The sequence below is a fragment of the Mycobacterium sp. E3305 genome (assembly GCF_001666785.1).
Taxonomy (GTDB): Bacteria; Actinomycetota; Actinomycetes; order Mycobacteriales; family Mycobacteriaceae; genus Mycobacterium.
On sequence record NZ_LZJA01000191.1, the window covers coordinates 1 to 22,814 of the forward strand.

A 22,814-nucleotide genomic window follows, 5' to 3' on the forward strand; every position below is an offset into this window, starting at 1 on the left:
CCCCTGCGATGGTGCGGCGTGGTAGACGGGCGCCGGCGAGAGGTAGACGTCGCTGGCTGTAATTCCGTAGAAGTGGCTGGCCATCGCCACGATCGGATCGCCGGGTTCGTCGACACGCCGATGCGGCAGCGGGGGCTTGATCCCCTTGGGGAATCCCGTTGTGCCGGAGGAGTACAACATGACCGCGCCGGATGGTTCCCGGGGCAGGCGGGGGCCGGCCTCGGCGAGGGCCGTTTTGTAGCAGGCGAAACCGTCGACGTCACCGCCGAAGGCAAGCCGCAGCCCGGGACCTTCGACCTGCACGCTGACGTCGATTGCCAGGTCGGCCAGCGCAGCCGAGGCTATCAGCGCGCGTGCATCCGCGTCACGCACGATGTAGCCGGCCTCCCGCGCCGTCAGGTGGTGATTGACGGCGGTGATGTAGAGGCCCGATCGTTGCGTCGCCCAGTACACCTCGAAGACCTCGGCGGCGTTGTCGGAGAGCAGTGCGACGACGTCGCCGCGGCGGAGCCCGGCGTCGTACAGCACCCGCGCAAGCGCGGCGGAGTTGTCGTCGAGTTGCCGGTAGGTCAACACTTTTCCGGACTCCGCCAGAATGACCGCGGGGCGCTCAGGGGCATTGTCCGCGTGGGTACCCGGGTACATCGGTCAGCTCGCCGCGGCGGCTGAAACGACCACGGGATAGACCCGCTTGGCACGGTCATTGGTCATGTCGATGTGCACGAACTTCTGCTCGGTGTACTCGTCGAGGGCACGCGGCCCGAGCTCACGGCCCAGACCGCTTTGCTTCACGCCGCCGAACGGGAACATCGCATTGACCATGTGCCAGTCGTTGATCCATACCGTGCCGGATTCCAACTCGCGCGCGATAGCCAGTGCCCGTTCGTTGTCGGTGCTCCACACGCCCGCCGACAATCCGTACTCGCTGTCGTTGGCGATCGCGACGGCCTCGGCGTCGTCGGCGTACTCGATCACGACCAGCACCGGCCCGAAGATCTCCTCTCGCGCCACCCGCATGTCGTTGGTTGCGCCGGTCAGGATCGTCGGGGCGACCCAATGGCCATCGACGAGCCCGGCGTCGGCGGGGACCGCGCCCTGGAACGCGATCTTGCAGCCCTCCTCTTGCCCGAGCGCGATGTACTTCTCCACGCGCGCTTTCTGTTTGGCGGATATCAGCGGCCCGACATCGGTGGCCGGGTCCATCGGATTACCCACGACAAGGGTGGACGCACGGGCGACCAGCCGTCGCACGAACTCGTCGTGAATCGATGCGTGCAGCAACAGCCGGGTTCCGGACTCGCAGGCCTGACCACACATCAGCAGGAATCCGAACAGCGTGCCGTCGACAGCCAGGTCCAGGTCGGCATCGTCGCAAACGATGTTGGCGCCCTTGCCGCCCAACTCCAGAGTGACCTTCTTGACGTTGTCGGCGGCGGCGCGCATCACGGTCTTACCGACTTCGGTCGAGCCGGTGAAAGCCAACTTGCGCACATCGCGGTGTTCGGCGAGCCGGGCGCCGACGACCGGCCCGGATCCCGTGACAACGTTCAGCACCCCCGCGGGCAGCCCGACTTCGTCGGCCGCCCTGGCCAATTCGAGCAGAGTCAGCGGGGTCTGGTCGTCGGGTTTGAGCACTATCGTGTTGCCGGCCGCCAGGGCGGGGCCCAGCTTCCACACCGCCAGGAGCAACGGAAAATTCCACGGCACGATGCCGGCGCAGACGCCCACGGGCTCGCGACGGAGCAGACCGGTGGCCAGCGTGGGTGTCTCGATCAAGGGGCCGGCTTCCTCGAACGCATACGATCGCGCCTGCGAGGCGAAGTACTTCAGGTGGGCGATCGAGTAGCCCAAGAGAAACGTGCCCGCTGTCCGTGCGGTTGCGCCGTTTTCGCGAACCTGCAGCGCGGTCAACTCGTCGAACCGCGCGGCGAGGTTGCCGGCGATCGCATCGAGGATGCGGGCGCGTTCGTCCGGGGGCGTCAGTCGCCAGACACCGGAGGCATGTGCCGCCCTTGCCGCAGCGACGGCCTCGTCGGCTGTAGCGACATCGCCCCGCGCGACTGTCGCGACCAATTCATTGGTAGCGGGATCGCGCACCTCCAAGCTGCTTGACGCGTCGCGCCAACGCCCGTCGATGTACATCGGATAGTGCGGAATGTCGGTCATGTCTTCCTTATGTTCATCGGATCCGTCGGCGCCAACGTACGAAACTCTTGAATCGATCGGCGGCGTGGTGGGCCGCGCTAACCCCGGCCGGGATCCCCAGCGGGGCAGCAATAATGACGAAAATGATGATGAGGCTCATGAACTGTTCAGAAGCGGATCAGCCCACGCAGATTCACACCCGCGCGCATGTCGTCGTAGCCCTGATTGATCTCTTCGAGCGTGTACTCGCGGGTGACGAGTTCGTCGAGCTTGAGCCGTCCGGCGTGATACAGATCGAGCATGCGGGGGATGTCGTGACGGGGATTCGACGACCCGAAAACCGAACCGCGGACCTGCTTTTCGTACATGATCAAGTCGAACAGCGACATGTCGACGGAGGTGTCCGTCGGGTGCGGGATCGCGGTCATGACCACTCTGCCGCGCTTGCCGACCAGGCTCAACGCCTGCGCTACGTATGCACCCTCAGCCGAGTCGGTGCTGACCACGCATACGTCGGCCATCTGGCCGCGGGTCTGGTCGGTGATCAGGGCGTGGGCCTCCTCGACCGTCGCCGCGGTGTGGGTGGCCCCGAACTCCAGAGAACGGCGGCGTTTGTACTCGACGGGATCGAGCGCGACGATCACGCGTGCGCCCGCGATCCGCGCGCCCTGCACGGCATTCATTCCGATGCCGCCCACACCCATGACCACCACGGTGTCGCCGTCCCGTGCCGCTCCGGTGCGCACCATGCTGCCGTAGCCGGTGGTGACACCGCAGCCGACCAGCGCGGCGGTGTCCAGCGCGGTGGACGGATCGACCTTGATCACCGAGGCCATCGGCACCACGGTGTACTCGGAGAACGTTCCCAGGACGCACATCTGGCCCAGCGCTTGGCCTTTCGCGTGGAATCGGAAGGTGCCGTCGAGTTGCGGTCCGGCGATGATGGCCGCACCGAGCACGCACAAGTTGCTCATCCCGCGCGAACACGGTTCGCAGCGGCCGCAGGCCGGAATGAAACTCAGCACGACCTTGTCGCCCTCGGCCACTTCGGTGACGCCCGGCCCCACCTCGACCACGACGCCCGCGCCCTCGTGCCCGCCGACCACCGGTAGCTGCATCGGCATGTCGCCGGTGACCAGGTGGTCGTCGGAGTGGCACAGCCCGGCGGCGGCCACCTTGACCAGAGCCTCGTTCTCCCGCGGCCCGTCGAGGTCGACCTCTTCGACCGACCATTTCTGGTGTAGTCCCCACACCACCGCTGCCTTCGTTTTCATCGAAACCTCCTTGAAGTCAGCGCTTCTCGGGTGTCCAGGTCGCCGGCAGGCTGTTCACACCGTTGATGAAGTTGGCAAGAGCATAGTGGGGCTCGGGCGCTGAGATATCCGGAATGCGCGTGTAGACCTCGGTCAGCAATGCCTTGAGCATCGTGCGGGCCAGCGCCGCGCCCAGGCAGAAGTGCGGGCCTCCCCCGCCGAAGGCGATGTGCGGGTTGGGGTTTCGCAGAATGTTGAACGAATGGGGTGCGTCGAAGACATCCTCGTCACGGTTGCCCGAGTAGTACCACAGCACGACCTTGTCTCCGGCTTTGATCTGTGAGCCGCGCACGGTGATGTCCTGGGTGGCGGTGCGGCGCATGTGGAGCAGCGGCGATCCCCAGCGCAACACCTCCTCGACGGCGGTGCCGACGCGCCCCTCGACGTCCTCGGCGAGCAGCGCGCGCTGGTCGGGGAACTTCGAGAGGGCGGCGATGGCGTGGGCCGAGGCGTGCCGCGTGGTGTCGTTGGACGCGACGCCCATCAACACGAAGAACGCCTTCAGCTCGTCGTCGGTCATCTTCTTGCCGTCGAACTCGGCCTGCACCATCCACGTCATCAAGTCGTCGCCGGGGTTGGCCCGCCGCTCGGGGATCAGCACCGTTGCCACCTCGTGCAGGTCCATCACGGCGCCCATGAACAGCTCGAGTTCGCTCTGCTCGCCGCGGATGTTCGGGTCGGTCCAGCCCACCAGCCGCTGGGCGGCGGTGACGGCCTTGTCGCGCAGCTCACCGTCGGGCAGCCCGAAGAAGCTGCCGAAGATGCGGCCGGGCAGCTTTACCGACACGAGTTGGACGAAGTCGCCCTCACCAAGGTGCGCCATCTCGCTGACCAGGTCGTGGGCGTGGCCGCGGATCCAGCCTTCCAAGCGGCGCACGTTCTTGGGCTTGAAGGCCTCCGTGGTGATCCCGCGGAGCTGGGTGTGGCGCGGGGCGTCCATGGCGATGAACGACTGCGCGATCTCCACCGCCTCGGGTGCGAAGTCCTCCATCGTGATGCCCTGGGCGGAGGAGAAGATCTCCGGGTGACGGCTGGCCATCCGGATGTCGTCCTGTTTGGTCAGCGACCAGAACCCCCTGGTGTTGAGCTCGGGGGGCAGCAGGTCCGACTCCGCGGGGCGACTCCACGGCACGGGATTCTCCGCGCGCAGGACGGCGAAGGCGGCGTCCCGCTCTTCCGGGGGTCTCGCCCAGAACTCCCGGGCGCTCAGGTCGATGTCTTTGTGGGTGGGCGCGGTCGTGGGTGCGGTCATCAGGGGCCCTTTCTGGCGGTGCGCAGTGGTGCGCGTCACCGCGGCTTCGCCCCCATGCTGGTCAGCGCGACGGCGGTGCGGCATAGGCGCGTGTGCCAATCACTGGCCTGCACGGGCCAGCGCCGGGCACCGCCGATCAGGCGATGGGTGCGCGGAAGGTGGCGATCAGGCCGCCGCCGTCGCGCGCCCCGAATTCGACCCGGCCGCCCATCGCCTCGGCGATCTGCTGCACGATCCACAGGCCGAGCCCGGCGGTGCCCCGCTGGCCGCCCACGCTGACGTATTTGGTGGTCAGCTCGCCAAGGCTTTCGGCCGGGATGCCCGGTCCCCGGTCGGCCACAGTGCAGACCAACTCTCCGCCTTCGCGCGCGCACGCGACGTCGACCGGTTCGCCGCGGCCGTGCCGAGACGCGTTCTCCAGCAGGTTGGTCAGCAGCCGGCGCAGACCCTGGGCGTTGACGGCCACGGCGGTCAGGTCATCGCCGACGCTCAGTCGCAGCCGCGGCACGCCGAGGCCGACCGCGTCGGCGGCCGCGACGATCAGGTCGGCCACGTCGACCCGGCGGACCTTCCCCGCCGAAAACGTCGGGCGGCGACTCAGCGCGACGTCGGAGAGGGCGTCGAGCATGTCGGCGAGGTGGCGCACGTGCCGGGCCACCAGTTGCAGACTGGTTTCCCGGTCGGCCTGCGACATCGGCCGCGCCGAAGTCAGGGCCTCGGTCAGCGCCTCCAGAGACGTGATGGGGGTGCGGAATTCGTGCACCAGAACCTGGAGTCCATCCTGTTGCGACTGGTAGGACCGCAGCAGGCGCGCCCGCAGGTCGCGCTCCTCTTCGGCGGCGGCGTGTTCGGCCTCGGCTTCCACCAGGGCGCGCAGCCGGGAGCGGTGTTCGCGTTCGGCGAGCGTGGACAGCCCCGCGGTGATGACCGCGACGAAGATCAGAAACACCGCCGACCAGCCCGCCAGGAGCGCCGGGGCCGCGGTGGCCGGGAGCCCCGGCGACGAGACCAGCGCGACCGGGATATAGATCGCGCCCAAAAGCACTGCGACCAAGAGGGTTTCACCGAAAGACAGTCGTGCCGCCGAGGCGATCACGGCCAGCGCCAACACCGGGACCACCGGGCTGTACACCCCTCCGCTCAAGGCGATGAGCGCCAGCGTGAACGCCGAGTCGAAGCCGGTGACCAACCATGAATAGCGGGTGCGCCGGACCTCCAGCTGCGGATAGGCCATCACGACGGCCGCGTAGACCATCGCCGCGCCCAACACCGCCAGGGTGGTCGCCGTGTGCTGCCGGAGCCACTGGGGTCCGATCCCCATCAGCACGCCGACCGATACGACGACGGCAACTCGTACCGCGACGACCGTGCGGGCCAGCCCGTAGTCCTCGCCGTCGAAGTCCACCGTGGTTCCGAGGTGATCGAGCGGTCTCACCCAGCTGACCATAGGGTTGGGGTTAGCATCGCGGCAATGACTCGCTCGCCATACGTCGTGGTGATCGTGGATGACCACGAGCTGTTCGCGCAGGGCCTCGCCCTGTTGCTGACCCGCGAGTGGGGCGAACTGTTCAGCGTCGGCGGCCAGACGACCTACGTGGAAGAGGCCGCCGACCTGGTGGCCCGCTGCGACGCCGACGTCGCGATCATCGACCTGTCGATGCCGCCCTTGGGCGGGGTCGCGGCGATCCGGCATGTCAAGGCGCGCCGGCCGAGGACCCGGATCCTGGCGCTGTCGGGTACCGACGACCTGGCACTGGCCGAGGAGGCGTTGCGGGCCGGTGCCGACGGCTTCCTGTCCAAAACCGCGCGGCCCGAGGCGCTGGCGGGGCCCCTATGGACCATCGCGGAGGGCCTGCGGGTCGTCGACGGCGCCCTGCTCGACGCGTTGCTCAGCAACACCCGCAAGCCGCCGTCCGAGCTGCTGGACAATCTCAGCGCCCAGGATCTTCAGCTGTGGACCCTGCTCGCGGCCGGTATGGAGACCGGCGACATCGCCCAGCGGATGCTGGTGTCGGAGCGCACCGCCAAACGCATGGTGGCGTCGCTGCTGCACAAACTCGGGGTCGGCAACCGCATCGCCGCCGCGGCGCTGGCCGGCCGCTACCGGTTGCTCGATGACGTCGCCGAGACCGGCCGGATCAGCTGAGGATCTGGATCGCTTGGGCGGGGCACATCGCGGCCGCCCGGATCACCCGGTCACGCTCGGCTTCGGGCGGGTCGGGCTCGAGCACGACCACTTGATCGGCACCGTCGGGAATGTCGAAAACATCGGGAGCGGCCAGCAGGCACTGCCCGTGTCCCTCACACAGGCCGTAGTCGACGGTGATGCGCATGACCGCCAGTATCGGCGCCCGACGGGCACCGCAGTCGGTCCAATCGCGCCAGATGTGGCCTGGCCGGGCCAGCCCGTCGAGGGCCTTTCAGCCCTACTTTGCGTCGACGCGTACGACGTAGCATCTGCTCATTCTGGAGCCGCCAGTGTCCCTTCCTGAACCGAGAACCCGATCATGACCACCACGCAAACCGAGCCCACCTCCATCGAAGCGCCCGAGGTCGCCGAACAGCGCAGGCACGAAATCGACGCGATCGTCGACGCGGCGGCCGCGGCGGCCCGGGAGTTCCGCAACCTCGACCAGCAGCAGGTCGATGCCATCGTCGAGGCGATGGTCCGCGCGGGGGTACGCGCCGCGGGGGAACTGGCAAGTGTCGCGATCGAGGAGACGGGCTTCGGCGTCTTCGAGGACAAAGTCGTCAAGAACTATGTGGCCACCGAGTTCCTGCACGACTATCTGCGGGGCAAGAAATCGGTGGGGGTCGTCGACGAGGACGTCGAGCACAACATCGCCTACGTGGCGGAGCCGATCGGGGTCGTGCTGGCCATCACCCCGGTTACCAACCCGACGTCGACCGTCCTGTTCAAGGCGATCGTCGCCGCGAAGACCCGCAACGCCATCCTCTTCCGGCCGTCACCGTATGCGGTCGGCTGCTGCGAACGCAGCGTGGAGATCCTTCGCACGGCGGCCGAAGCGGCCGGGCTGCCGCCGGGGGCGCTACAGGTCATCCCCGACGCCGCGCACGAGGTCACCCACTATCTGTTCAAACATCCGGGAGTCGACTTCATCTGGGTGACCGGTGGGCCGAAGATCGTGGCGCTGGCGAATTCCGCCGGAAAGCCCGGCCTGTCGGTCGGCCCCGGGAACGCACCGATCTACATCCACAAGACGGCGGACATCAAGGGCGCGGTCGTCGACATCCTGATCTCGAAAACCTTCGACTCTTCTGTCATCTGCCCGGCCGAGCAAACCTGCGTCATCGACGACGAGGTCTATGACGAGATGATGGCCGAATTCGAGCGGATGGGCGCCCAGTTGCTCACCCCGGACCAGGCGAACGCCCTGGCGGAATTCGCGTTTGGCTGCGGCGACAAGGTCTCGCTCGAGGCCGTCGGACAGAAGGCGTCCGAGCTGGCCGACCGGGCGGGCTTCAGCGTGTCACCGACCGTCAAGGTACTGCTGGCGCAGCTGCCCGCCGACTTGGACGAACTCGCCGAACACCCCCTGTTGCAGGAGAAGCTGATGCCGGTGCTCGGCGTGGTGCGGGCACGCAGCGTTCAGCACGCCATCGACGTCGCCGTCCTGGTCACCGAGCACGGCGGTCTGGGCCACACCTCGGCCATCTACGCCAACGACGAGGAGGTCATCGACGCGTACGGCCTGGCGGTCCGCACCGGCCGGATTCTGGTCAACGCCCCCACCGCGGTCGGGGCCCTCGGCGGGGTGTACAACAACCTGACCCCCACCTTCTCGTTGGGTTGCGGCACGTGGGGCGGATCCAGCACGACGGAGAACGTCAACTACCGGCAGCTGCTGAACATCAAGACGGTCTCGCGGCGCCGCACCCCGCCGCAATGGTTCCGCGTCCCGTCCAACACCTACTTCAACGAGGGCGCACTGGACAACCTGCGCGAACTCGACGGCGATACCGTCGTCATCATCACCGATGCCCTCACCGAAGAGCGCGGCGTCGTCGACCAGCTCCGCGGCAAGTTGCGCGCCGAGCACGTGCAGGTCTTCAGCGAGGTGACGCCGGAGCCCGACGAAACCACCATCCGCCGCGGTGTCGCGCTGCTGGAGCGGGCCCAACCCGATCTGCTGCTTGCCGTGGGCGGCGGTTCGGTGCTCGACGCCGGCAAGGCGATCCGGCTGTTCTACGAGCACCCGGAGAAGGGCCTCGAGGAGCTGACGATGCCGTTCCTCGATCCCCGCAAGCGCGTGGCCGATTATCCGGTCGACCGTCATCGTGTCCAATTGGTTGCTGTCCCAACGACATCGGGTACCGGTTCGGAAGTCTCACCGGCGGCGGTGCTGACGGTGGGCGGCAAGAAGGAGACGCTCGTCGATTACAGCCTGGTGCCCGACCTCGCAATCGTCGACCCGGTCTTGACCTCCTCGATGCCGCAGAAGCTGACCGCCGACACCGGCATCGACGCGCTGACCCATGCTTTGGAGGCCGCGGTCTCGATCTTCGCCTCGCCCTATACGGACGCGCTGTGCGCCCAGGCGGCACGACTGATCTTCGATGCGTTGCCAAGGGCATACGACGACCCCGACGACCTGTCCGCGCGGACCGACATGTCGAACGCCGCAACCCTTGCGGGGCTTGCCTTTTCGAATGCGTTCGTCGGGACCAATCACGCGCTCGCCCATGCCGTGGGCGCGAGATTCGGAATTTCGCATGGTCGGGCGAACGGGATTTTCCTGCCGCATGTGCTGCGGTACAACGCAAGCCTGCCAAGCAAGTTCATGCCCGCGCCGGGATATTCCGCCTACGTGGCGCCGGACAAATACGCGCAGCTCGGCCAGCTGATCTTCGGCGGCCATGAACCCGACGAATCCCGCGCCCGGTTATTCCGTGGGGTCGATGATCTGCTCAACCGACTCGACATGCCGCGATCCCTGCGGGAGTACGGCGTCGACGAGGACCAGTACCTGGCCGCGCTGCCCGCGCTGGCGATGACGGCGTTCGAGGACCTCAGCAACCGTACAAATCCGCGGATGCCGTTGGTCAGCGAGATCACCGAATTGCTCCGGCTGGGTTTTTACGGCGCCGCTCAAGGCGATGCTCAGCCGCGTAGCTGAGGCAGCACGTCACGCTCGTACGCGGCGAAGAACCCGTCCATGTCGGGACCGATCTGCTGGACGTACACCTCGTCGATGTCGGCGTCGATGTACTCACGCACCTTCGCGACATGGGTGTCGGGGTCCGGTCCGCAGGTGACCGCTTCGGCGACCTGGTCCGGCGTCACGAGTGACATCAGCGCGGCGAAATCCTTGGGCCGCGGCAGGGTCTGCGCCGACTGCCCGGGCAACGCGTCGTTCCCCCATAACCGGTGCGCCGCCTTGAGCGCCGCCTCCGCATCTTCGTCCCAGCTCACCTTCGTGCCGCCCTGTACCGGTTTGTTGCCACCGCCGGCCTCGCGGAACGTCTTGACCAGGTCCGCCTCCGGCATCACCAGGACGAAGCCGTCGCCGATTCGCCCGGCCAGCTCTGCGCCCTGCGGCCCGAAACCGGACACATAGATGGGCACCGGTTGGTCGGGCCGGGTGTAGATGCGGGCCTCCTGCACCTCGTAGTGCTTGCCGTGGTGGCTCAGCTCGTCGCCGCGGTGCAGCATGCGAATGACGTCGACCGCCTCCTCCAGCATTTCCTGCCGCACGCCCACCGACGGCCACCGATCGCCGAGGACGTGTTCGTTCAGCGCCTCACCGCTGCCCACCCCCAGCACGAAGCGGCCGTCGAGTTGCACCGCGGCGGTTGCGGACGCCTGGGCGATGATCGCCGGATGGGTCCGGATGGTCGGGCACGTCACGGCGGTGCTCACCGGCAGCGACGTCACCTCGGAGAGCGCTCCGATCACGCCCCACACGAACGGACTCTGGCCCTGCTCGTCGTTCCATGGATGGAAATGATCCGAAATCCACAGCGCATCGAACCCGGCCGCCTCCGCGCGCTTGGCCTGGTCGATGAGTTCCTTGGGGCTGTACTGCTCGCACGACAGGAAGTATCCGATCTTGGTCATGGCGGCGGGCTACCCGCTGCGGCCTGCGGTATGCGCCGGTTTGGCCGTTTATCCGCCGCGCACTTGGGAGTTCATCCGCCGGTGCCCGGCGCCAGACCTCGATCCCGAAACGTCCCCGCTGCGGATCGCCATGCCGGACAGATGGTTTCGCGGCGCTGCGCGGCTATGCCGGTGCCGATCGGCGCCGCGCTCGATCTCACCTCCCACCCGGCCACAGCCGCCACGCCGCGCGACCCTGCGCGCGAAGGCCGTGTGACGGGTGTGACCACCCGTGGCGCGCCGGGCCACCCCGCGAGAATCCCTTCGCCAATTTGGAGAAGGTAGTTCTCCAAAGCCGAGAGACGATTTACGATACCGGTGATCTGTGAGCTCTCCCGACGATCGGAGTCCGTCATCGACGCCTGGATTCTCGATGCGGTGCGCACACCCCGCGGCCGGGGCCGCCCCGACGGGGGCCTGCACGCCGTCCACCCGCAGGCCCTCTTCGCGCGTTGCCTCACCGCGCTCGCCGAGCGGACCGGATTCGAGCCGGCCGACGTCGACGACGTGATCGCGGGCAACGGCATCCTCGGCGGCGACCACGGCGACGACATCGCGCGGCTCGCGGTTCTGCTGGCCGAATGGCCCGAGACCGTGCCGGGGATGACGCTGAACCGGTTCTGCGGTTCCGGTCAGCAAGCCGTCACCGTCGCCGCGTCGTCCATCGCCGCCGGCAATGACGACCTGGTGATCGCCGGCGGGGTGGAATCGATGTCCCGGTGGGGCGTCACCGTGGGAGCCCCGACGATCGACGGCCAAAACCCCGACTTCCGCGAGCGATATCCCACCGTGCCGCAGGGAATTTCGGCCGACCTGATCGCCACCCTGGAGGGGTTCACCCGCGAAACCGTCGACGCCTACGCCGCGCAGAGCCAGGAGCGCGCCGCCGTGGCGATCGACGAGGGCCGGTTCCTGGGCTCGCTCGTCGACGTGGCCACACCGAACGGGCCAGTCGAGCGCGACGAACACCCGCGCCCCGGCACCACCACCGAGACGTTGGCACGCCTCAAGCCCGCCTTCGCCGCGATGGGCGGCACCCGCCCCGACGGCGAGCAGCACACATTCGACGAGATCTGCGCTCAGCGCTACCCCGGCATCGACCACATCGATCACGTGCACCACGCGGGCAATTCGTCCGGGGTGGTCGACGGGGCCGCCGCGGTGCTGGTCGCGTCCTCCAACTGGATGCACGCCGCGGGCGTCACCCCGCGCGCACAGATTCGCGCCGCCGCGGCGATCGGTAGCGAACCGATCATCATGCTGACCGCCCCCGGTCCGGCGGCCCAGCGCTGCCTACAGCGCGCCGGCATGGCGGTCGATGACATCGACCTCTGGGAGATCAACGAGGCCTTCGCCGCGGTCCCGCTGAAGACGATGCGCGATCTCGACATCGACCCCGGACTGGTCAATGTCAACGGCGGCGCCATCGCCCTCGGCCACCCCATCGGCGCCACCGGGGCGATGCTTATCGGCACCCTCCTGGACGAGCTCGAACGCCGGGATCTGACAACGGGTCTGGTGACCATGTGCACCGGCGGCGGGATGGGCACCGCGACCATCATCGAGCGGGTGTGACCGTGCCGCACACCCTGGAGCTGGACCGGCCGTGCGCGGGGGTCGCACTGCTGCGCCTGAACCGCCCCAAGCAACTCAACGCCATCAACGAGGCGTTGCAAAGCGAATTGCGCCTTGCGCTGGCCGATTTGGCCACCGACCGCACGGTGCACGCCGTGGTGCTGACCGGCGCAGGCCGCGGCTTCTGCGCCGGAATCGACGTGCGCGACTTCGGCCCCTCGATGCTGGATGCCACCGCGCCCGCGCTGGACCGGATGCGCTTCCAGGAGCGGATGGCCGCCCTCGCCGAAGCCGTGCGGGCGTTGCCCCAACCCGTCGTCGCCGCCGTCAACGGGCCGTGCGTCGGGGCCGGGCTCGCGTTGTGCCTGGCGGCCGATATCCGAATCTGTTCGCACGCCGCATCATTCGGCAACGCCGCCGTCCTGCTCGGTCTCTCCGGCGCCGAGATGGGCATGAGCTACCACCTGCCGCGCATCGTCGGCACCAGCGTGGCCGCCGACTGGATGCTCACCGGGCGCACCGTCTCGGCCACCGAAGCCGACCGGCGCGGCCTGGTGAGCGAGGTGGTCGAGCCGGACCGGCTGGCGGAGCGGGCCGTCGAGCTGGCCGCGCTCATCGCGAGCCATTCCCCGCTGGGCGCAGAACTGACCAAGCGCGCCCTGCAGGTCAACACCGACGCCGCCAGCCTCTCGGCGGCGCTGGAGCTGGAGAACCGCAACCAGGTCATCTCGCATGCCACCGACGAGGCGGCCGAGCGTCGCAAGAAATGGTCGTCGTGACGGGTCCGCTGCGCGGCGTGCGCGTCGTCATGATGGGCGGCCTGGGGCCTGCCCCGTTCTGCGGAATGTTGTTGGGCGACTTGGGCGCCGACGTCATCCGCGTAGACGCTCTCGCCGCCGTGGACGGGCCCCTTCCCATCGACTACACGGTGCGCCGTAGCCAGCGGTCGCTCGCCGCCGACGCCAAGGACCCTCGCGGTAGGGAGCTCGTTCATCGCCTGGTCGCCGAGGCGGATGCCTTCGTCGACGTGTACCGGCCGGGGGTGGCAGAACGACTCGGCATCGGCCCGGACGAGTTGCGCGGGCGCAACCCCCGTCTGGTCTACGCCCGGATGACCGGATACGGGCAGGACGGGCCGCTGGCCGGCCACGCCGGTCACGACATCAACTACATCGCTTTGGCGGGCGCCCTGCACGGCATCGGCCCCGCCGAATCCCGGGTGCCGCCGCTGAATCTGGTCGGCGACTACGGCGGTGGGGGAATGCTGTTGGCCGTGGGCCTGCTCAGCGCCATCCTCGAGGCGCGCGAGTCCGGCGCGGGTCAGGTGCTCGATGTCGCCATGGTCGATGGGGTGGCCACGCTGTTGACGCCGTATTTCGGGATGGTGCCCGCCGGCACCTGGCGCGACCCGCGCCACGACAATCTGCTCGACGGGGCCGCCCACTTCTACGGCGTGTACGCCACCGCCGACGGTGGCCACTTCGCCGTCGGCGCGATGGAGCCGAAGTTCTACGCAGAGCTGTGCGATCGCCTCGGCGTCGACGTGCCGCACGACGACGACGCGCCGGGCGCGTGGCCCGCCCATCGCGCCGCCCTGGCCACCCGCTTCGCCGAGAAGTCGACCGAGGAGTGGCAGCGGCTCCTCGATACCCCGGGATGCTGTGCGACACCGGTGCTTTCGCTGGCCGAGGCGCCACGGCACCCGCACCTCACCGCGCGGCGAACATTCATCGACGTCGACGGCGTCACCCAACCCGCCCCGGCGCCCCGGTTCTCCCGCACCCGGCCGCCCACCCCGACACCGCCATCGCTTCCCGGTGATCACACGCGCGCGCTGCTGGTCGAACTGGGGTTGAACGCACAAGAGATCACCGAGCTTGTCCAGGCGGGCGTGGTGGCACAAAGCAACCGAGAGGGCCGATAGATGTCGTGGGACTTCTCCACCGATCCCGAATGGGCACGGCAACTCAAATGGGTCGAGGACTTCGTGCGCGAAGAGTGCGAACCCATCGACCTGATCGTCAAGGAATCCCATGACCTCAACGACCCGGTGCGCCAGGCGCTGATTCCACCCCTGCAAGACATCGTCAAGGAGCGTGGCCTGTGGGCCACCCACCTCGGGCCGCACCTGGGCGGCCCGGGCTACGGCCAGGTGAAACTCGCGCTGCTCAACGAGATCCTGGGCCGCTCGGAGTGCGCGCCGATCGTATTCGGCTCCCAGGCCCCCGACTCCGGCAACAGCGAGATCCTGGCGCACTACGGCACGCCCGAGCTCAAGGTCCGCTATCTCGAGCCGCTGCTCGACAACCGCATCGTGTCCTGCTTCTCGATGACAGAGCCGCAGGGCGGCGCCGACCCCAAGGTCTTCCGCACCACCGCGGTGCAGGACGGGAATCACTGGATCATCAACGGGGAGAAGTGGTTCTCGTCATTCGCCTCGATGGCGTCATTCCTGATCGTGATGGCCATGACCGATCCCGACGCGCCGCCCTATCAGCGTTACTCGATGTTCGTCGTGCCCGGCGACACGCCCGGCATCAACGTGCTGCGCGACGTCGGCCTCGGCTATCAGCCGGTGGGCGGCGGGCGTGAGGGCTATGTCCGCTACGAGAACGTCCGGGTGCCGGCCGACCACATGCTGGGTCCGCGGGGCGGGGCCTTCGTCGTGGCCCAAACCCGCCTGGGCGGCGGGCGGATTCACCACGCGATGCGCACGGTCGGCCTGGTCCGCCGGATCTTCGACATGCTCTGCGAGCGGGCGGTTTCGCGGTACACGCAGGGCGAGGCGCTTTCGAACAAGCAACTCGTCCAGGAGATGATCGCCGACTCCTGGATGGAGATCGAGGCCTTCCGGCTGCTGACCCTGCAAACCGCTTGGAAGATAGACCAATTCAACGATTACAAGGCGGTGCGGGCAGACATCTCGGCGGTGAAGGCGATGATGCAGAAGGTGCTACACGACGTGTCGTCGCGGGCGCTGCAGCTGCACGGCTCGCTGGGTACCACCCACGAGATGCCGTTCGTGCAGTACCTGGTGGAGTCGTTCGTGCTGGGGCTTGCCGACGGCCCCACCGAGGTGCACAAGGTGACGCTGGCCCGCTTGCTGCTGAAGGACCGCACTCCCGCGCCCGACCTGTTCCCGTCCGAACATCTGCTGCGGTTGCGCGCGGCGGCCGAGGCCAAGTTCGCCGACAAGTTGGCCGGCATCCCGCGGCGTGGCGATCGCTAGCGCGGCGGAGCCGGGCGAAGCGGGTCGCCACCATCGGGCCCGTGGCGATCGCTAGCGCGGCGGAGCCGGGCGAAGCGGGTCGCCACCGTACGCCTTAGACGGCTTTCGTGACGCCGACATACGACAGCACCACGTCGGACAGATCGGTCATCCGAGTGAGCACCGCGTAGGAACGGATGAAGGACTGGCCGACGCATCCGTCGATCTTGATGTGGAAGTTGCTGATCATCACCCAGGGGTTCGCACCCTTGAAATTCTTCTTGATCACCGGCACCGTCAGGACGAGGCCGGGTTTCATTCCGATGCTCATCACGCCGTTCATCGGCGTCGAAACGAACGGCAGCAGGGGCGGCAACGTACCGGTGGTGTCGAAGGTGGGGCTGACGCCGGGGATGATGCCGGCACCACCCTCCATGATCACGCCGTTGGATGTACTCATATCGATCCCGCAGCCGATCTGGTAACCCACCTCCAGGATTCCGTGGGGCTCTTCCGGTCCTTTCAGCGAGCCGACGAAGATGCCGCTGGCCATGTATTCGCGCGAGGCGATGGAGGTGGTCAGCGGTGCCACCGGGACTTGCATCTCGTCCTTGGCGCCCAGCCCCAGGGTCCAGCCGTCGGGAGTGTTCAACAGGACGGGGGGATTCGATGGCACCGTCCCATCGGCCGGTGCCGAAGTCGCAGCGGCAGGCTCGATCTCGGGACCGTCATCGGGATCACCGGACGCCGCCGGCGCCGTGACCACAGACAAAACGAGGCAAGCGGCGACCACCAGGGCACGACGAACGACCACGGTTACCGGCCTCACGCACGCCAACGTACGCACTTGCCGTTTCGAGTCGCGAAATTTGCTGGGCGCCCGATCAAAGTCGTTGTGCGTTCGTGACTCTTATGCGACTTGGACGCCGAAGCTAGAATTAGGCTTTGTTAGCCGGCAGTTCAGGCAAACGACGGAAGGGCCGCGACCATGAAGCGCAGATTCGCCACCGTACTTGTCGTGGGTTCGGTGGCCGTCGCAGTCATGACCGGCGCCGGCGGATTCGCGGTCGGAACGGCGCTCGCGTCTCCAGACCCGGGCCAGGTGGACGACATCCCGACGATCGACGAATGGCAGATCCAGTACCCGACGACGATGACGAACCCATACGAAGATTCAGTCGGCTCTTCGGGTGACTGGGGTGGCGTCGGGATGTGGTGCCAAAATCTCCACGCCAATTGCGCCTGATCACCCGCACCGTCAGATCAGCAGTGACTGCGCCCGGTCCAGCAAGCCCGGCAGCGTTGTCGCCATCGCTTCCAGTTCCGCTCGCGGGGCCGCTCGTCGCCGATTGTGCTTGACGATCAGCGACCACGTCGCCGCCGATTTGAAGCAGGCGAGCGCGCGGAACCAGGCCACGTCGGTGATGTTGCGGCCCAGTTCTTTCCGATAGATGTCGGCGAGTTCGGCGACGGGGGGCACCTCGGCCGTCGAGCGCGCAACGCGCCGGTACGTGTCCGGGTCGCAGTTGATCAGGAACCAGCCGGCGTCGATCCGCGGATCGCCCACCGACCAGATCTCCCAGTCGATCACCGCGTTGATGCACGAGCCGGTCGCCATCAGGTTGCCCAGACGGAAGTCACCGTGCACCACGCTCGGCCCCATAGGCGTTGGCGCGCAACCCAACAACGCGTCGCGCACCCCGGGCCAATCGGGCACCAGCGCCGCATCGACGGTCTGCAGCGTCTCGGACCAACGCCAGACTTCTGCGACCGCATCGACAATCGGTTCATCACCCAGGCCGATTTCGCCGGGCCGCAAACCGTGCAACGCGGCCATGGCCCGGCATGCATTGCGGTACCGCTCGGCCAAGCCGGCGCCGCCGGTGCAACCGTCGAAAAGCGGTTCGACGCATTCGCCTTCAACGTGTGACATCACGAACAGCGGCGGTGTGTGTGGCGGTTTCCCCGGGTCCTCCCATAACACCTCGGGCACCGGAACCGCGCTGCCCGCAAGGGCTTTCATGAGGCGGGCCTGCCGCAGCACGTCGCGATGCGCGACCGGTTCGACCCCGGGCGGGGCGACCTTGATCACCGCGGGCCGCCCGTCCAGGGCGCCCCGGAAGGTGAGGCTGGAGGCGCCCCCGGAAATCGGTGCGACGCCGGTGATTCCGGCGCCCGCCAGGCGCCGCCGCAGCTCGTCTAAGTCCAGTTCGGCCATTCAGCCGGCCGACCTGGTCCAGCCGACCTCGGCGAGGAAGGGCTGGGTGTGCGCGATGCGTCCGGTCAGGATCTTCGGGTCACCGGTACACAGCCGGAAGGCCGTCTCGGTGATCAGTTCGATGTCTTCGGTGTCGGTCTTGGCCAGGTCGAGGGCGCCGGCCCCGGGCGTGGCCACGGGATTGCTGGGAGCGGCGGCGTTGACGGCGATCCCGTCGTCGTACAGTTCGGCCGCAAGGCTTTTCGTCAGCCGGTTGAGCGCGGCCTTGACCGTCCCGTAGAAGCCGAAGCCCGCGGTGCGGTCGAACTCGGAGAACGGCGGGCCCGGTGGCAGGTCACCGCCCAACGAGGTCAGGTTCAGGATCCAGCCCCGCCCGCGCTCCCGCATTGCGGGAATCGCCAACTGGCTCAACTGCAATGGGCCGAGGACATGCATCTCCATCATCAGGCGGGCCCGCCGTTCCGGGAAGCCGTCCAGGGGCCGCAGGAAGGTCACCGCCGCGTTGTTGACCAGGATGTCGGGGGCGCCGACGGCGCTGACCACTTCGGCGAACAGCCTTTCCCGTTCCTCGGGCCGCGACAGGTCGGCTTGGACCGCGACGGCCTTCCCGCCGCCGGCGACGATCTCGGCCAGGGTCTCGCCCAACGAGCCCTGGTACTTGGGGTCCGGGTCCATCGTGCGGGCGGTCAGCGCGACCGTGGCACCGCGCGTGGCGAGCCGTGCGGCGATCGCCTTGCCCAGCCCCCGGCTGCTGCCGGTGACGAGGGCCACCATCCCATCGCACCGTTGGTCCGCGCTCATCCTCGACCTCCTACGGAAATGGCTTCTCCGTATCAGAGAATGCCATTATCGCCGGTTGAGGGGAAGTGCCCTCCCGCGTAGCGCGTCGATCGAGTAGCTCCCGCCACCCGTGAAAACCAGCAGCAAGAACGCGAAGCAGAACAGGATCGACAAGCCGCCGCCGTTGCCCGCCGGCGGATCGGCGACCGGCCAGAGCGCTTGTGGCTGGTGGATCCAGAAATAGGCGACCGCCATCTCTCCCGAGGCCACGAATGCGACGGCACGGGTGAACAGTCCGGCGGCGATCAGCACACCCGCGACGACTTCGATGAGCCCGGCGTACCAGCCGGGCCATGAGCCGAACTCGACGCGAACCGGCGACGCCACCGGCCAATCGAACAGGCTCCTCGATCCGTAGGCGGCGAACAGCAGACCGTAGACAATGCGAAACACACTCAGCACCGCCGGGGCGTAGCGGCTCAGATCCTTCGTCACGATCCAGAGGTTACGGTCGCGGTCCAGTCGAGCAGGCGCCGCCAGAGCCGATGCCGGCTCGACGCCATGTTGTGGCAGTGCGCGCTGTCGGCCAGGACCAGTGTGGTGATGTCGGGGCAGGCGCGATACAGGCCGGCCTCGGCGCGCGGATCTGGCGACACGTCGACGGCGCCGTAGCCGATCAACACCGGAACCTCGATCTGTGCGGCGCGCTCGGCGACGACGCCGGGAATCATGGCGGTCCCGAACACGCGCGGCACCAGCGATTTCGCGACGACGCAGTCCGCCGCGACAACGTCGGCGGGGACGTCGGCGAGGTGAAACCAGCTCTGCAGATACTCGCGCGGGCCCTCGAAGTAGGGCTGCGGCAAGGCGGCGAGGATCTCCCGCTCGAGGTCGGCGCGTCCACGCGTGGTCGCCGACCGGGCGATGAATGCGGGGTCCAGGTTCAGCGGCGCGACGTGCTGATTGGTGCAGCCGAGCAGGGCCAGCGCGGCGTAGCTGCAGAACAGCGCTTGCTGGGTGATGGCCAGGTAGCCGCCGAGGGAATGCGCCAGGGCCACCGGCGGCGCGTGGACTCCGATTGCGGCGGGCAACGCGGACACCGCGTGCGCCAGCGTGGCGGCGATGTCAGGAAAGCCGAAATCCCTTGCTGGTTGCGAACTTTCACCCGTGCCCAGCGGATCGATGGTCACTACGTCATAGCCGTTGCCCGAGGCGAACTCGGCGAAGCTGTACCCATGCCGCCCGGGAATACGCAGGTCCCAGTAGTCGCGGCTGTAAGTGCCGCCCGGCAGGCAAACCAGGAGCCCGAGCGGCTCGCCGCCCGCCGGATAGTGGGTCGCCGCAAGCGACGCCCGCTCCCCGATCACGTCACCGACGTCGAACGTCAACGGCTGCGCGGCAAACGTCATACGGCGCAATCCTTCCACGACCCGTCCTGTACACACATACATGTACGTCCACACGCAAGGAGGCGTCTTGACCTATGTGTTTCTCCTCTGCGCCATCGTCGCGGAGGTGATCGCGACCAGCCTGCTCAAGAGCACGGAGGGTTTTACCCGACTGTGGCCGACGGTCATCTGCCTGACCGGCTACGCCGTCTCGTTCGCGCTGTTGGCGCTGTCGATCGCGCGCGGCATGCAGACAGACGTCGCCTACGCGTTGTGGTCGGCGATCGGCACCGCCCTGATCGTGCTGATCGCCGTGTTGTTTCTCGGCTCGCCGGTGTCTGTCGCGAAGGTCGTCGGCGTCGGGTTGATCATCGCCGGCGTGGTCACGTTGAACCTCTCCGGCGCCCATTGAGGCTAGGCGTGGGCCGCCGTTTCGTCGCCGGCCCGTGAGCTGCTGTTTACGCAACGGCCTTCAACCGCGCGCCTGGTGTGCAAACATCGCTGCCAGACTGACGCTCTGCCGTCCCCCGGGCGGCTCGGTTGATATTGCGGCAACCTCTAGGGAGCAGGACCACCATGACCGATGTCGAACAGACACCCCCCGACGGAGTCTCTCCCGCCAGCCCTACGCGGGCGGATCTGGTTGAGCACTCGCGCACCGGGATGAGCGCGGCCGCACTGCAGCGGGCCATCAACGACCACCTGCGCTACTCCATCGGCCGCCCGGCCGCGGCCCGGCGGCCCGAGCACTACTACCGGGCGCTCGCCCTGGCCGTGCGCGACCGCATGCAGGACCGCCGGGTGGTCTCGACGCAAACCTCGCTCGATCTCGGCCGCAAGGTGACCTGCTACCTGTCGGCGGAATTCCTGATGGGGCCGCAACTGGGCAACAATCTGCTGAACCTCGGCATGGAGCGCGCGGCCCGGGAGGCGCTGGCGGCGATGGGCCAGAACCTCGACACCGTACTGGCGTGCGAAGAGGAACCGGGACTGGGCAACGGCGGCCTCGGCCGGCTGGCCGCGTGCTATCTGGACTCGCTGGCCACCCTGGAGCGGCCGGCGATCGGTTACGGAATCCGCTACGAGTTCGGCATTTTCGACCAGGAGATCCACGACGGCTGGCAGGTCGAACAGACCGACAACTGGCTCGACCACGGAAACCCCTGGGAGATCGCCAAACCCGACGTCAACTACCTGGTCAAGTGGGGCGGCTACGCCGCGCACTACACGGACGACGGCGGCCATGATCGCGTCCGGTGGGTGCCGGGGCGGGTGCTCAAGGGCGTCGCCTATGACACCCCCATCCAGGGTTACGGGGTGAACACCTGCAACGTGCTGACGTTGTGGAGCGCACGGGCCGTCAAGTCTTTCGCGCTGGAAGCGTTCAACACCGGTGACTACTACGGCGCCGTCGAAGACGAGGTGATGTCGGAAACGGTCACCAAGGTGCTGTATCCGAACGACGAGCCGGAGGCGGGCAAACAGTTGCGCCTGCTGCAGCAGTACTTCTTCGTGTCGTGCTCCCTGCAACACGTGCTGCACATCATGGACGACCTGGCCGACGTCTCCGTCAGGGAGCTACCCCAGCGGTTTGCCGTGCAGCTCAACGACACCCATCCCTCGATCGGCGTCGCCGAACTGATGCGGTTGCTTGTCGACGAGCGACAGCTGGACTGGGACGAGGCGTGGGAAATCACGGTCGCCACGTTCGGCTACACCAACCACACCCTGCTGCCGGAGGCGCTGGAGACCTGGCCGCTGGAGCTCTTCGCGGAAGCGCTACCGCGCCATCTCGAGATCATCTACGAAATCAACCGCCGGTTCCTCGACGCGGTGCGCGCCCGGTTCCCCGGTGACGAGGAGCGGATCGGCCGGATGTCGCTCATCGGCGAAAACGGCGGCAAGAACGTCCGAATGGCGCACCTGGCCACGGTGGGCAGCCACGCCATCAACGGCGTCGCCGCCCTGCACTCGGAGCTCCTGAAAAGCAGTGTGCTCAAGGACTTCTACGAGATGTGGCCCGAGCGTTTCAGCAATAAGACCAATGGCGTGACGCCGCGCCGCTTCCTTGCGCTGGCCAATCCCGGGCTCCGGGAACTGTTGGACCGCACCGTCGGTGACGGCTGGTTGACCGATCTGGGACGTCTGCGCGGCCTGGAGCCATTCGCCGAGGACGCCGCCTTCCGGCGGGAATGGCGTGACATCAAACGCAATAACAAGGCGCGCCTGGCCAAGTACATCCGCTCGGTGGCCGGCGTCGAACTCAATCCGGACTGGATGTTCGACGTCCAGGTCAAGCGCATCCACGAGTACAAGCGTCAGCATCTCAACGTGCTGCACGTCGTGGCGCTGTACCACCGGCTCAAGCAGAACCCCGGCCTGTCCATTCCGCAGCGTGCCTTCATCTTCGGCGGCAAGGCGGCGCCCGGGTACTTCATGGCGAAGCGAATCATCAAGCTGATCAACGCCGTTGGGGAAACCGTCAACGCCGACCCGGACGTCAACCGATTCCTGAGGGTCGCGTTCGTGCCCAACTTCAACGTGCAGAACGCCCACATGATCTACCCCGCCGCCGACCTGTCCGAGCAGATCTCCACCGCGGGCAAGGAAGCGTCGGGCACCGGGAACATGAAGTTCATGATCAACGGCGCGCTGACGGTCGGCACGCTCGACGGCGCGAACGTGGAGATGCGCGACGAGGTGGGTGCGGAGAACTTCTTCCTGTTCGGCCTGACCGAGCAGGAGGTCGAGGCGGTCAAGGCGAGCGGGTACCGCCCGGCCGACTACATCGACGGTGACGCCGAGCTGCGCGCGGTG

21 protein-coding genes are annotated in these 22,814 nt (G+C 67.6%); 9 read left to right on the plus strand and 12 right to left on the minus strand.

From position 1 onward, the window contains the following. From A5701_RS17745 to A5701_RS17765, 5 genes are all read right to left on the minus strand, one after another. The coding region (locus A5701_RS17745; RefSeq protein WP_156670141.1) for an AMP-binding protein at positions 1-645 on the minus strand (645 nt) is incomplete at its 3' end. Between the two features lie 3 nt (positions 646-648). Further along, positions 649-2,166, minus strand: coding sequence for an aldehyde dehydrogenase (locus A5701_RS17750; RefSeq protein WP_067756452.1), 1,518 nt, complete (start codon positions 2,164-2,166; stop codon positions 649-651). Between the two features lie 146 nt (positions 2,167-2,312). Further along, on the minus strand, positions 2,313-3,419 hold the full coding sequence (locus tag A5701_RS17755) for an NDMA-dependent alcohol dehydrogenase (RefSeq protein WP_067756455.1): 1,107 nt from the start codon (positions 3,417-3,419) through the stop codon (positions 2,313-2,315). A 16-nt stretch (positions 3,420-3,435) separates the two neighbouring features. Next, a complete protein-coding gene (locus A5701_RS17760) occupies positions 3,436-4,710 on the minus strand; it encodes a cytochrome P450 (protein ID WP_067756458.1) in 1,275 nt (424 codons plus the stop codon). 136 nt (positions 4,711-4,846) lie between these two features. Next, on the minus strand, positions 4,847-6,145 hold the full coding sequence (locus A5701_RS17765) for a sensor histidine kinase KdpD (RefSeq protein WP_231972846.1): 1,299 nt from the start codon (positions 6,143-6,145) through the stop codon (positions 4,847-4,849). Positions 6,146-6,181: 36 nt separating this feature from the next. On the opposite strand from A5701_RS17765, the gene A5701_RS17770 reads away from it, so the two are divergent. After that, positions 6,182-6,856 (plus strand): response regulator transcription factor, encoded by a 675-nt coding sequence (locus A5701_RS17770; RefSeq protein WP_197505007.1) that lies wholly within the window; start codon positions 6,182-6,184, stop codon positions 6,854-6,856. On the opposite strand, the gene A5701_RS17775 is transcribed toward A5701_RS17770, so the two are convergent. Continuing rightward, positions 6,849-7,043 (minus strand): ferredoxin, encoded by a 195-nt coding sequence (locus A5701_RS17775; RefSeq protein ID WP_067756466.1) that lies wholly within the window; start codon positions 7,041-7,043, stop codon positions 6,849-6,851. The genes A5701_RS17770 and A5701_RS17775 overlap by 8 nt on opposite strands. Positions 7,044-7,217: 174 nt before the next feature. Here A5701_RS17775 and adhE point away from each other — a divergent pair, with 174 nt between their 5' ends. Then, positions 7,218-9,848 (plus strand): bifunctional acetaldehyde-CoA/alcohol dehydrogenase, encoded by a 2,631-nt coding sequence (adhE, locus tag A5701_RS17780; protein WP_067756469.1) that lies wholly within the window; start codon positions 7,218-7,220, stop codon positions 9,846-9,848. On the opposite strand, the gene A5701_RS17785 is transcribed toward adhE, so the two are convergent. After that, the gene (locus tag A5701_RS17785; protein WP_067756472.1) at positions 9,833-10,789 is read right to left on the minus strand and encodes an LLM class F420-dependent oxidoreductase; all 957 of its coding nucleotides are present in this window, start codon (positions 10,787-10,789) and stop codon (positions 9,833-9,835) included. The genes adhE and A5701_RS17785 overlap by 16 nt on opposite strands. Before the next feature lie 417 nt (positions 10,790-11,206). On the opposite strand from A5701_RS17785, the gene A5701_RS17790 reads away from it, so the two are divergent. From A5701_RS17790 to A5701_RS17805, 4 genes are read left to right on the plus strand one after another with little or no spacing between them, the layout of a single operon-like run. After that, positions 11,207-12,403 (plus strand): acetyl-CoA C-acetyltransferase, encoded by a 1,197-nt coding sequence (locus A5701_RS17790; protein ID WP_231972847.1) that lies wholly within the window; start codon positions 11,207-11,209, stop codon positions 12,401-12,403. Then, positions 12,400-13,182 carry an enoyl-CoA hydratase/isomerase family protein gene (locus A5701_RS17795; RefSeq protein WP_067756475.1) on the plus strand — a complete coding sequence of 261 codons (783 nt, stop codon included), beginning with the start codon at positions 12,400-12,402 and terminating at the stop codon, positions 13,180-13,182. Before A5701_RS17790 ends, A5701_RS17795 begins: the two co-directional genes overlap by 4 nt. Continuing rightward, complete coding sequence (locus A5701_RS17800) at positions 13,179-14,327, plus strand: CaiB/BaiF CoA-transferase family protein (protein WP_067756505.1); 1,149 nt, start codon at positions 13,179-13,181, stop codon at positions 14,325-14,327. The genes A5701_RS17795 and A5701_RS17800 overlap by 4 nt, the downstream gene beginning before the upstream one ends. Beyond that, entirely contained in the window at positions 14,328-15,632 is a 1,305-nt protein-coding gene (locus A5701_RS17805) for an acyl-CoA dehydrogenase family protein (RefSeq protein ID WP_067756478.1), read from the plus strand. A gap of 94 nt (positions 15,633-15,726) precedes the next feature. On the opposite strand, the gene A5701_RS17810 is transcribed toward A5701_RS17805, so the two are convergent. Continuing rightward, the gene (locus tag A5701_RS17810; protein WP_197499047.1) at positions 15,727-16,425 is read right to left on the minus strand and encodes an MspA family porin; all 699 of its coding nucleotides are present in this window, start codon (positions 16,423-16,425) and stop codon (positions 15,727-15,729) included. Between the two features lie 174 nt (positions 16,426-16,599). Between A5701_RS17810 and A5701_RS17815 the strand changes: the two genes are divergently transcribed. Continuing rightward, positions 16,600-16,857 (plus strand): hypothetical protein, encoded by a 258-nt coding sequence (locus A5701_RS17815; protein WP_067756481.1) that lies wholly within the window; start codon positions 16,600-16,602, stop codon positions 16,855-16,857. A 12-nt stretch (positions 16,858-16,869) separates the two neighbouring features. On the opposite strand, the gene A5701_RS17820 is transcribed toward A5701_RS17815, so the two are convergent. From A5701_RS17820 to A5701_RS17835, 4 genes are read right to left on the minus strand one after another with little or no spacing between them, the layout of a single operon-like run. Further along, entirely contained in the window at positions 16,870-17,829 is a 960-nt protein-coding gene (locus A5701_RS17820) for a phosphotransferase family protein (RefSeq protein ID WP_067756483.1), read from the minus strand. Next, positions 17,830-18,630 carry an SDR family NAD(P)-dependent oxidoreductase gene (locus A5701_RS17825; protein ID WP_067756486.1) on the minus strand — a complete coding sequence of 267 codons (801 nt, stop codon included), beginning with the start codon at positions 18,628-18,630 and terminating at the stop codon, positions 17,830-17,832. It abuts the gene before it with no gap. 45 nt (positions 18,631-18,675) lie between these two features. Further along, positions 18,676-19,104, minus strand: a complete 429-nt coding sequence (locus A5701_RS17830; RefSeq protein WP_067756489.1) for a DoxX family protein — start codon at positions 19,102-19,104, stop codon at positions 18,676-18,678. Continuing rightward, positions 19,101-20,018: an alpha/beta hydrolase gene (locus tag A5701_RS17835; RefSeq protein ID WP_082969780.1), complete on the minus strand. Its 918-nt coding sequence runs from the start codon at positions 20,016-20,018 to the stop codon at positions 19,101-19,103. The genes A5701_RS17830 and A5701_RS17835 overlap by 4 nt, the downstream gene beginning before the upstream one ends. A 67-nt stretch (positions 20,019-20,085) precedes the next feature. Here A5701_RS17835 and A5701_RS17840 point away from each other — a divergent pair, with 67 nt between their 5' ends. Together A5701_RS17840 and A5701_RS17845 are read left to right on the plus strand one after the other, a co-directional pair. Next, positions 20,086-20,409 carry a multidrug efflux SMR transporter gene (locus A5701_RS17840; protein ID WP_082950130.1) on the plus strand — a complete coding sequence of 108 codons (324 nt, stop codon included), beginning with the start codon at positions 20,086-20,088 and terminating at the stop codon, positions 20,407-20,409. A gap of 251 nt (positions 20,410-20,660) precedes the next feature. Further along, positions 20,661-22,814 (plus strand): glycogen/starch/alpha-glucan phosphorylase (locus A5701_RS17845; protein ID WP_067756496.1); only part of this gene is annotated, 2,154 nt, incomplete at its 3' end.

Coding starts and splice junctions, on each gene's coding strand:
- A5701_RS17750 (WP_067756452.1), bottom strand. CDS start 2,166: ATGACCGACATTCCGCACTATCCGATGTACATCGACGGGCGTTGGCGC.
- A5701_RS17755 (WP_067756455.1), bottom strand. CDS start 3,419: ATGAAAACGAAGGCAGCGGTGGTGTGGGGACTACACCAGAAATGGTCG.
- A5701_RS17760 (WP_067756458.1), bottom strand. CDS start 4,710: ATGACCGCACCCACGACCGCGCCCACCCACAAAGACATCGACCTGAGC.
- A5701_RS17770 (WP_197505007.1), top strand. CDS start 6,182: ATGACTCGCTCGCCATACGTCGTGGTGATCGTGGATGACCACGAGCTG.
- A5701_RS17775 (WP_067756466.1), bottom strand. CDS start 7,043: ATGCGCATCACCGTCGACTACGGCCTGTGTGAGGGACACGGGCAGTGC.
- adhE (WP_067756469.1), top strand. CDS start 7,218: ATGACCACCACGCAAACCGAGCCCACCTCCATCGAAGCGCCCGAGGTC.
- A5701_RS17785 (WP_067756472.1), bottom strand. CDS start 10,789: ATGACCAAGATCGGATACTTCCTGTCGTGCGAGCAGTACAGCCCCAAG.
- A5701_RS17805 (WP_067756478.1), top strand. CDS start 14,328: ATGTCGTGGGACTTCTCCACCGATCCCGAATGGGCACGGCAACTCAAA.
- A5701_RS17815 (WP_067756481.1), top strand. CDS start 16,600: ATGAAGCGCAGATTCGCCACCGTACTTGTCGTGGGTTCGGTGGCCGTC.
- A5701_RS17820 (WP_067756483.1), bottom strand. CDS start 17,829: ATGGCCGAACTGGACTTAGACGAGCTGCGGCGGCGCCTGGCGGGCGCC.
- A5701_RS17825 (WP_067756486.1), bottom strand. CDS start 18,630: ATGAGCGCGGACCAACGGTGCGATGGGATGGTGGCCCTCGTCACCGGC.
- A5701_RS17835 (WP_082969780.1), bottom strand. CDS start 20,018: ATGACGTTTGCCGCGCAGCCGTTGACGTTCGACGTCGGTGACGTGATC.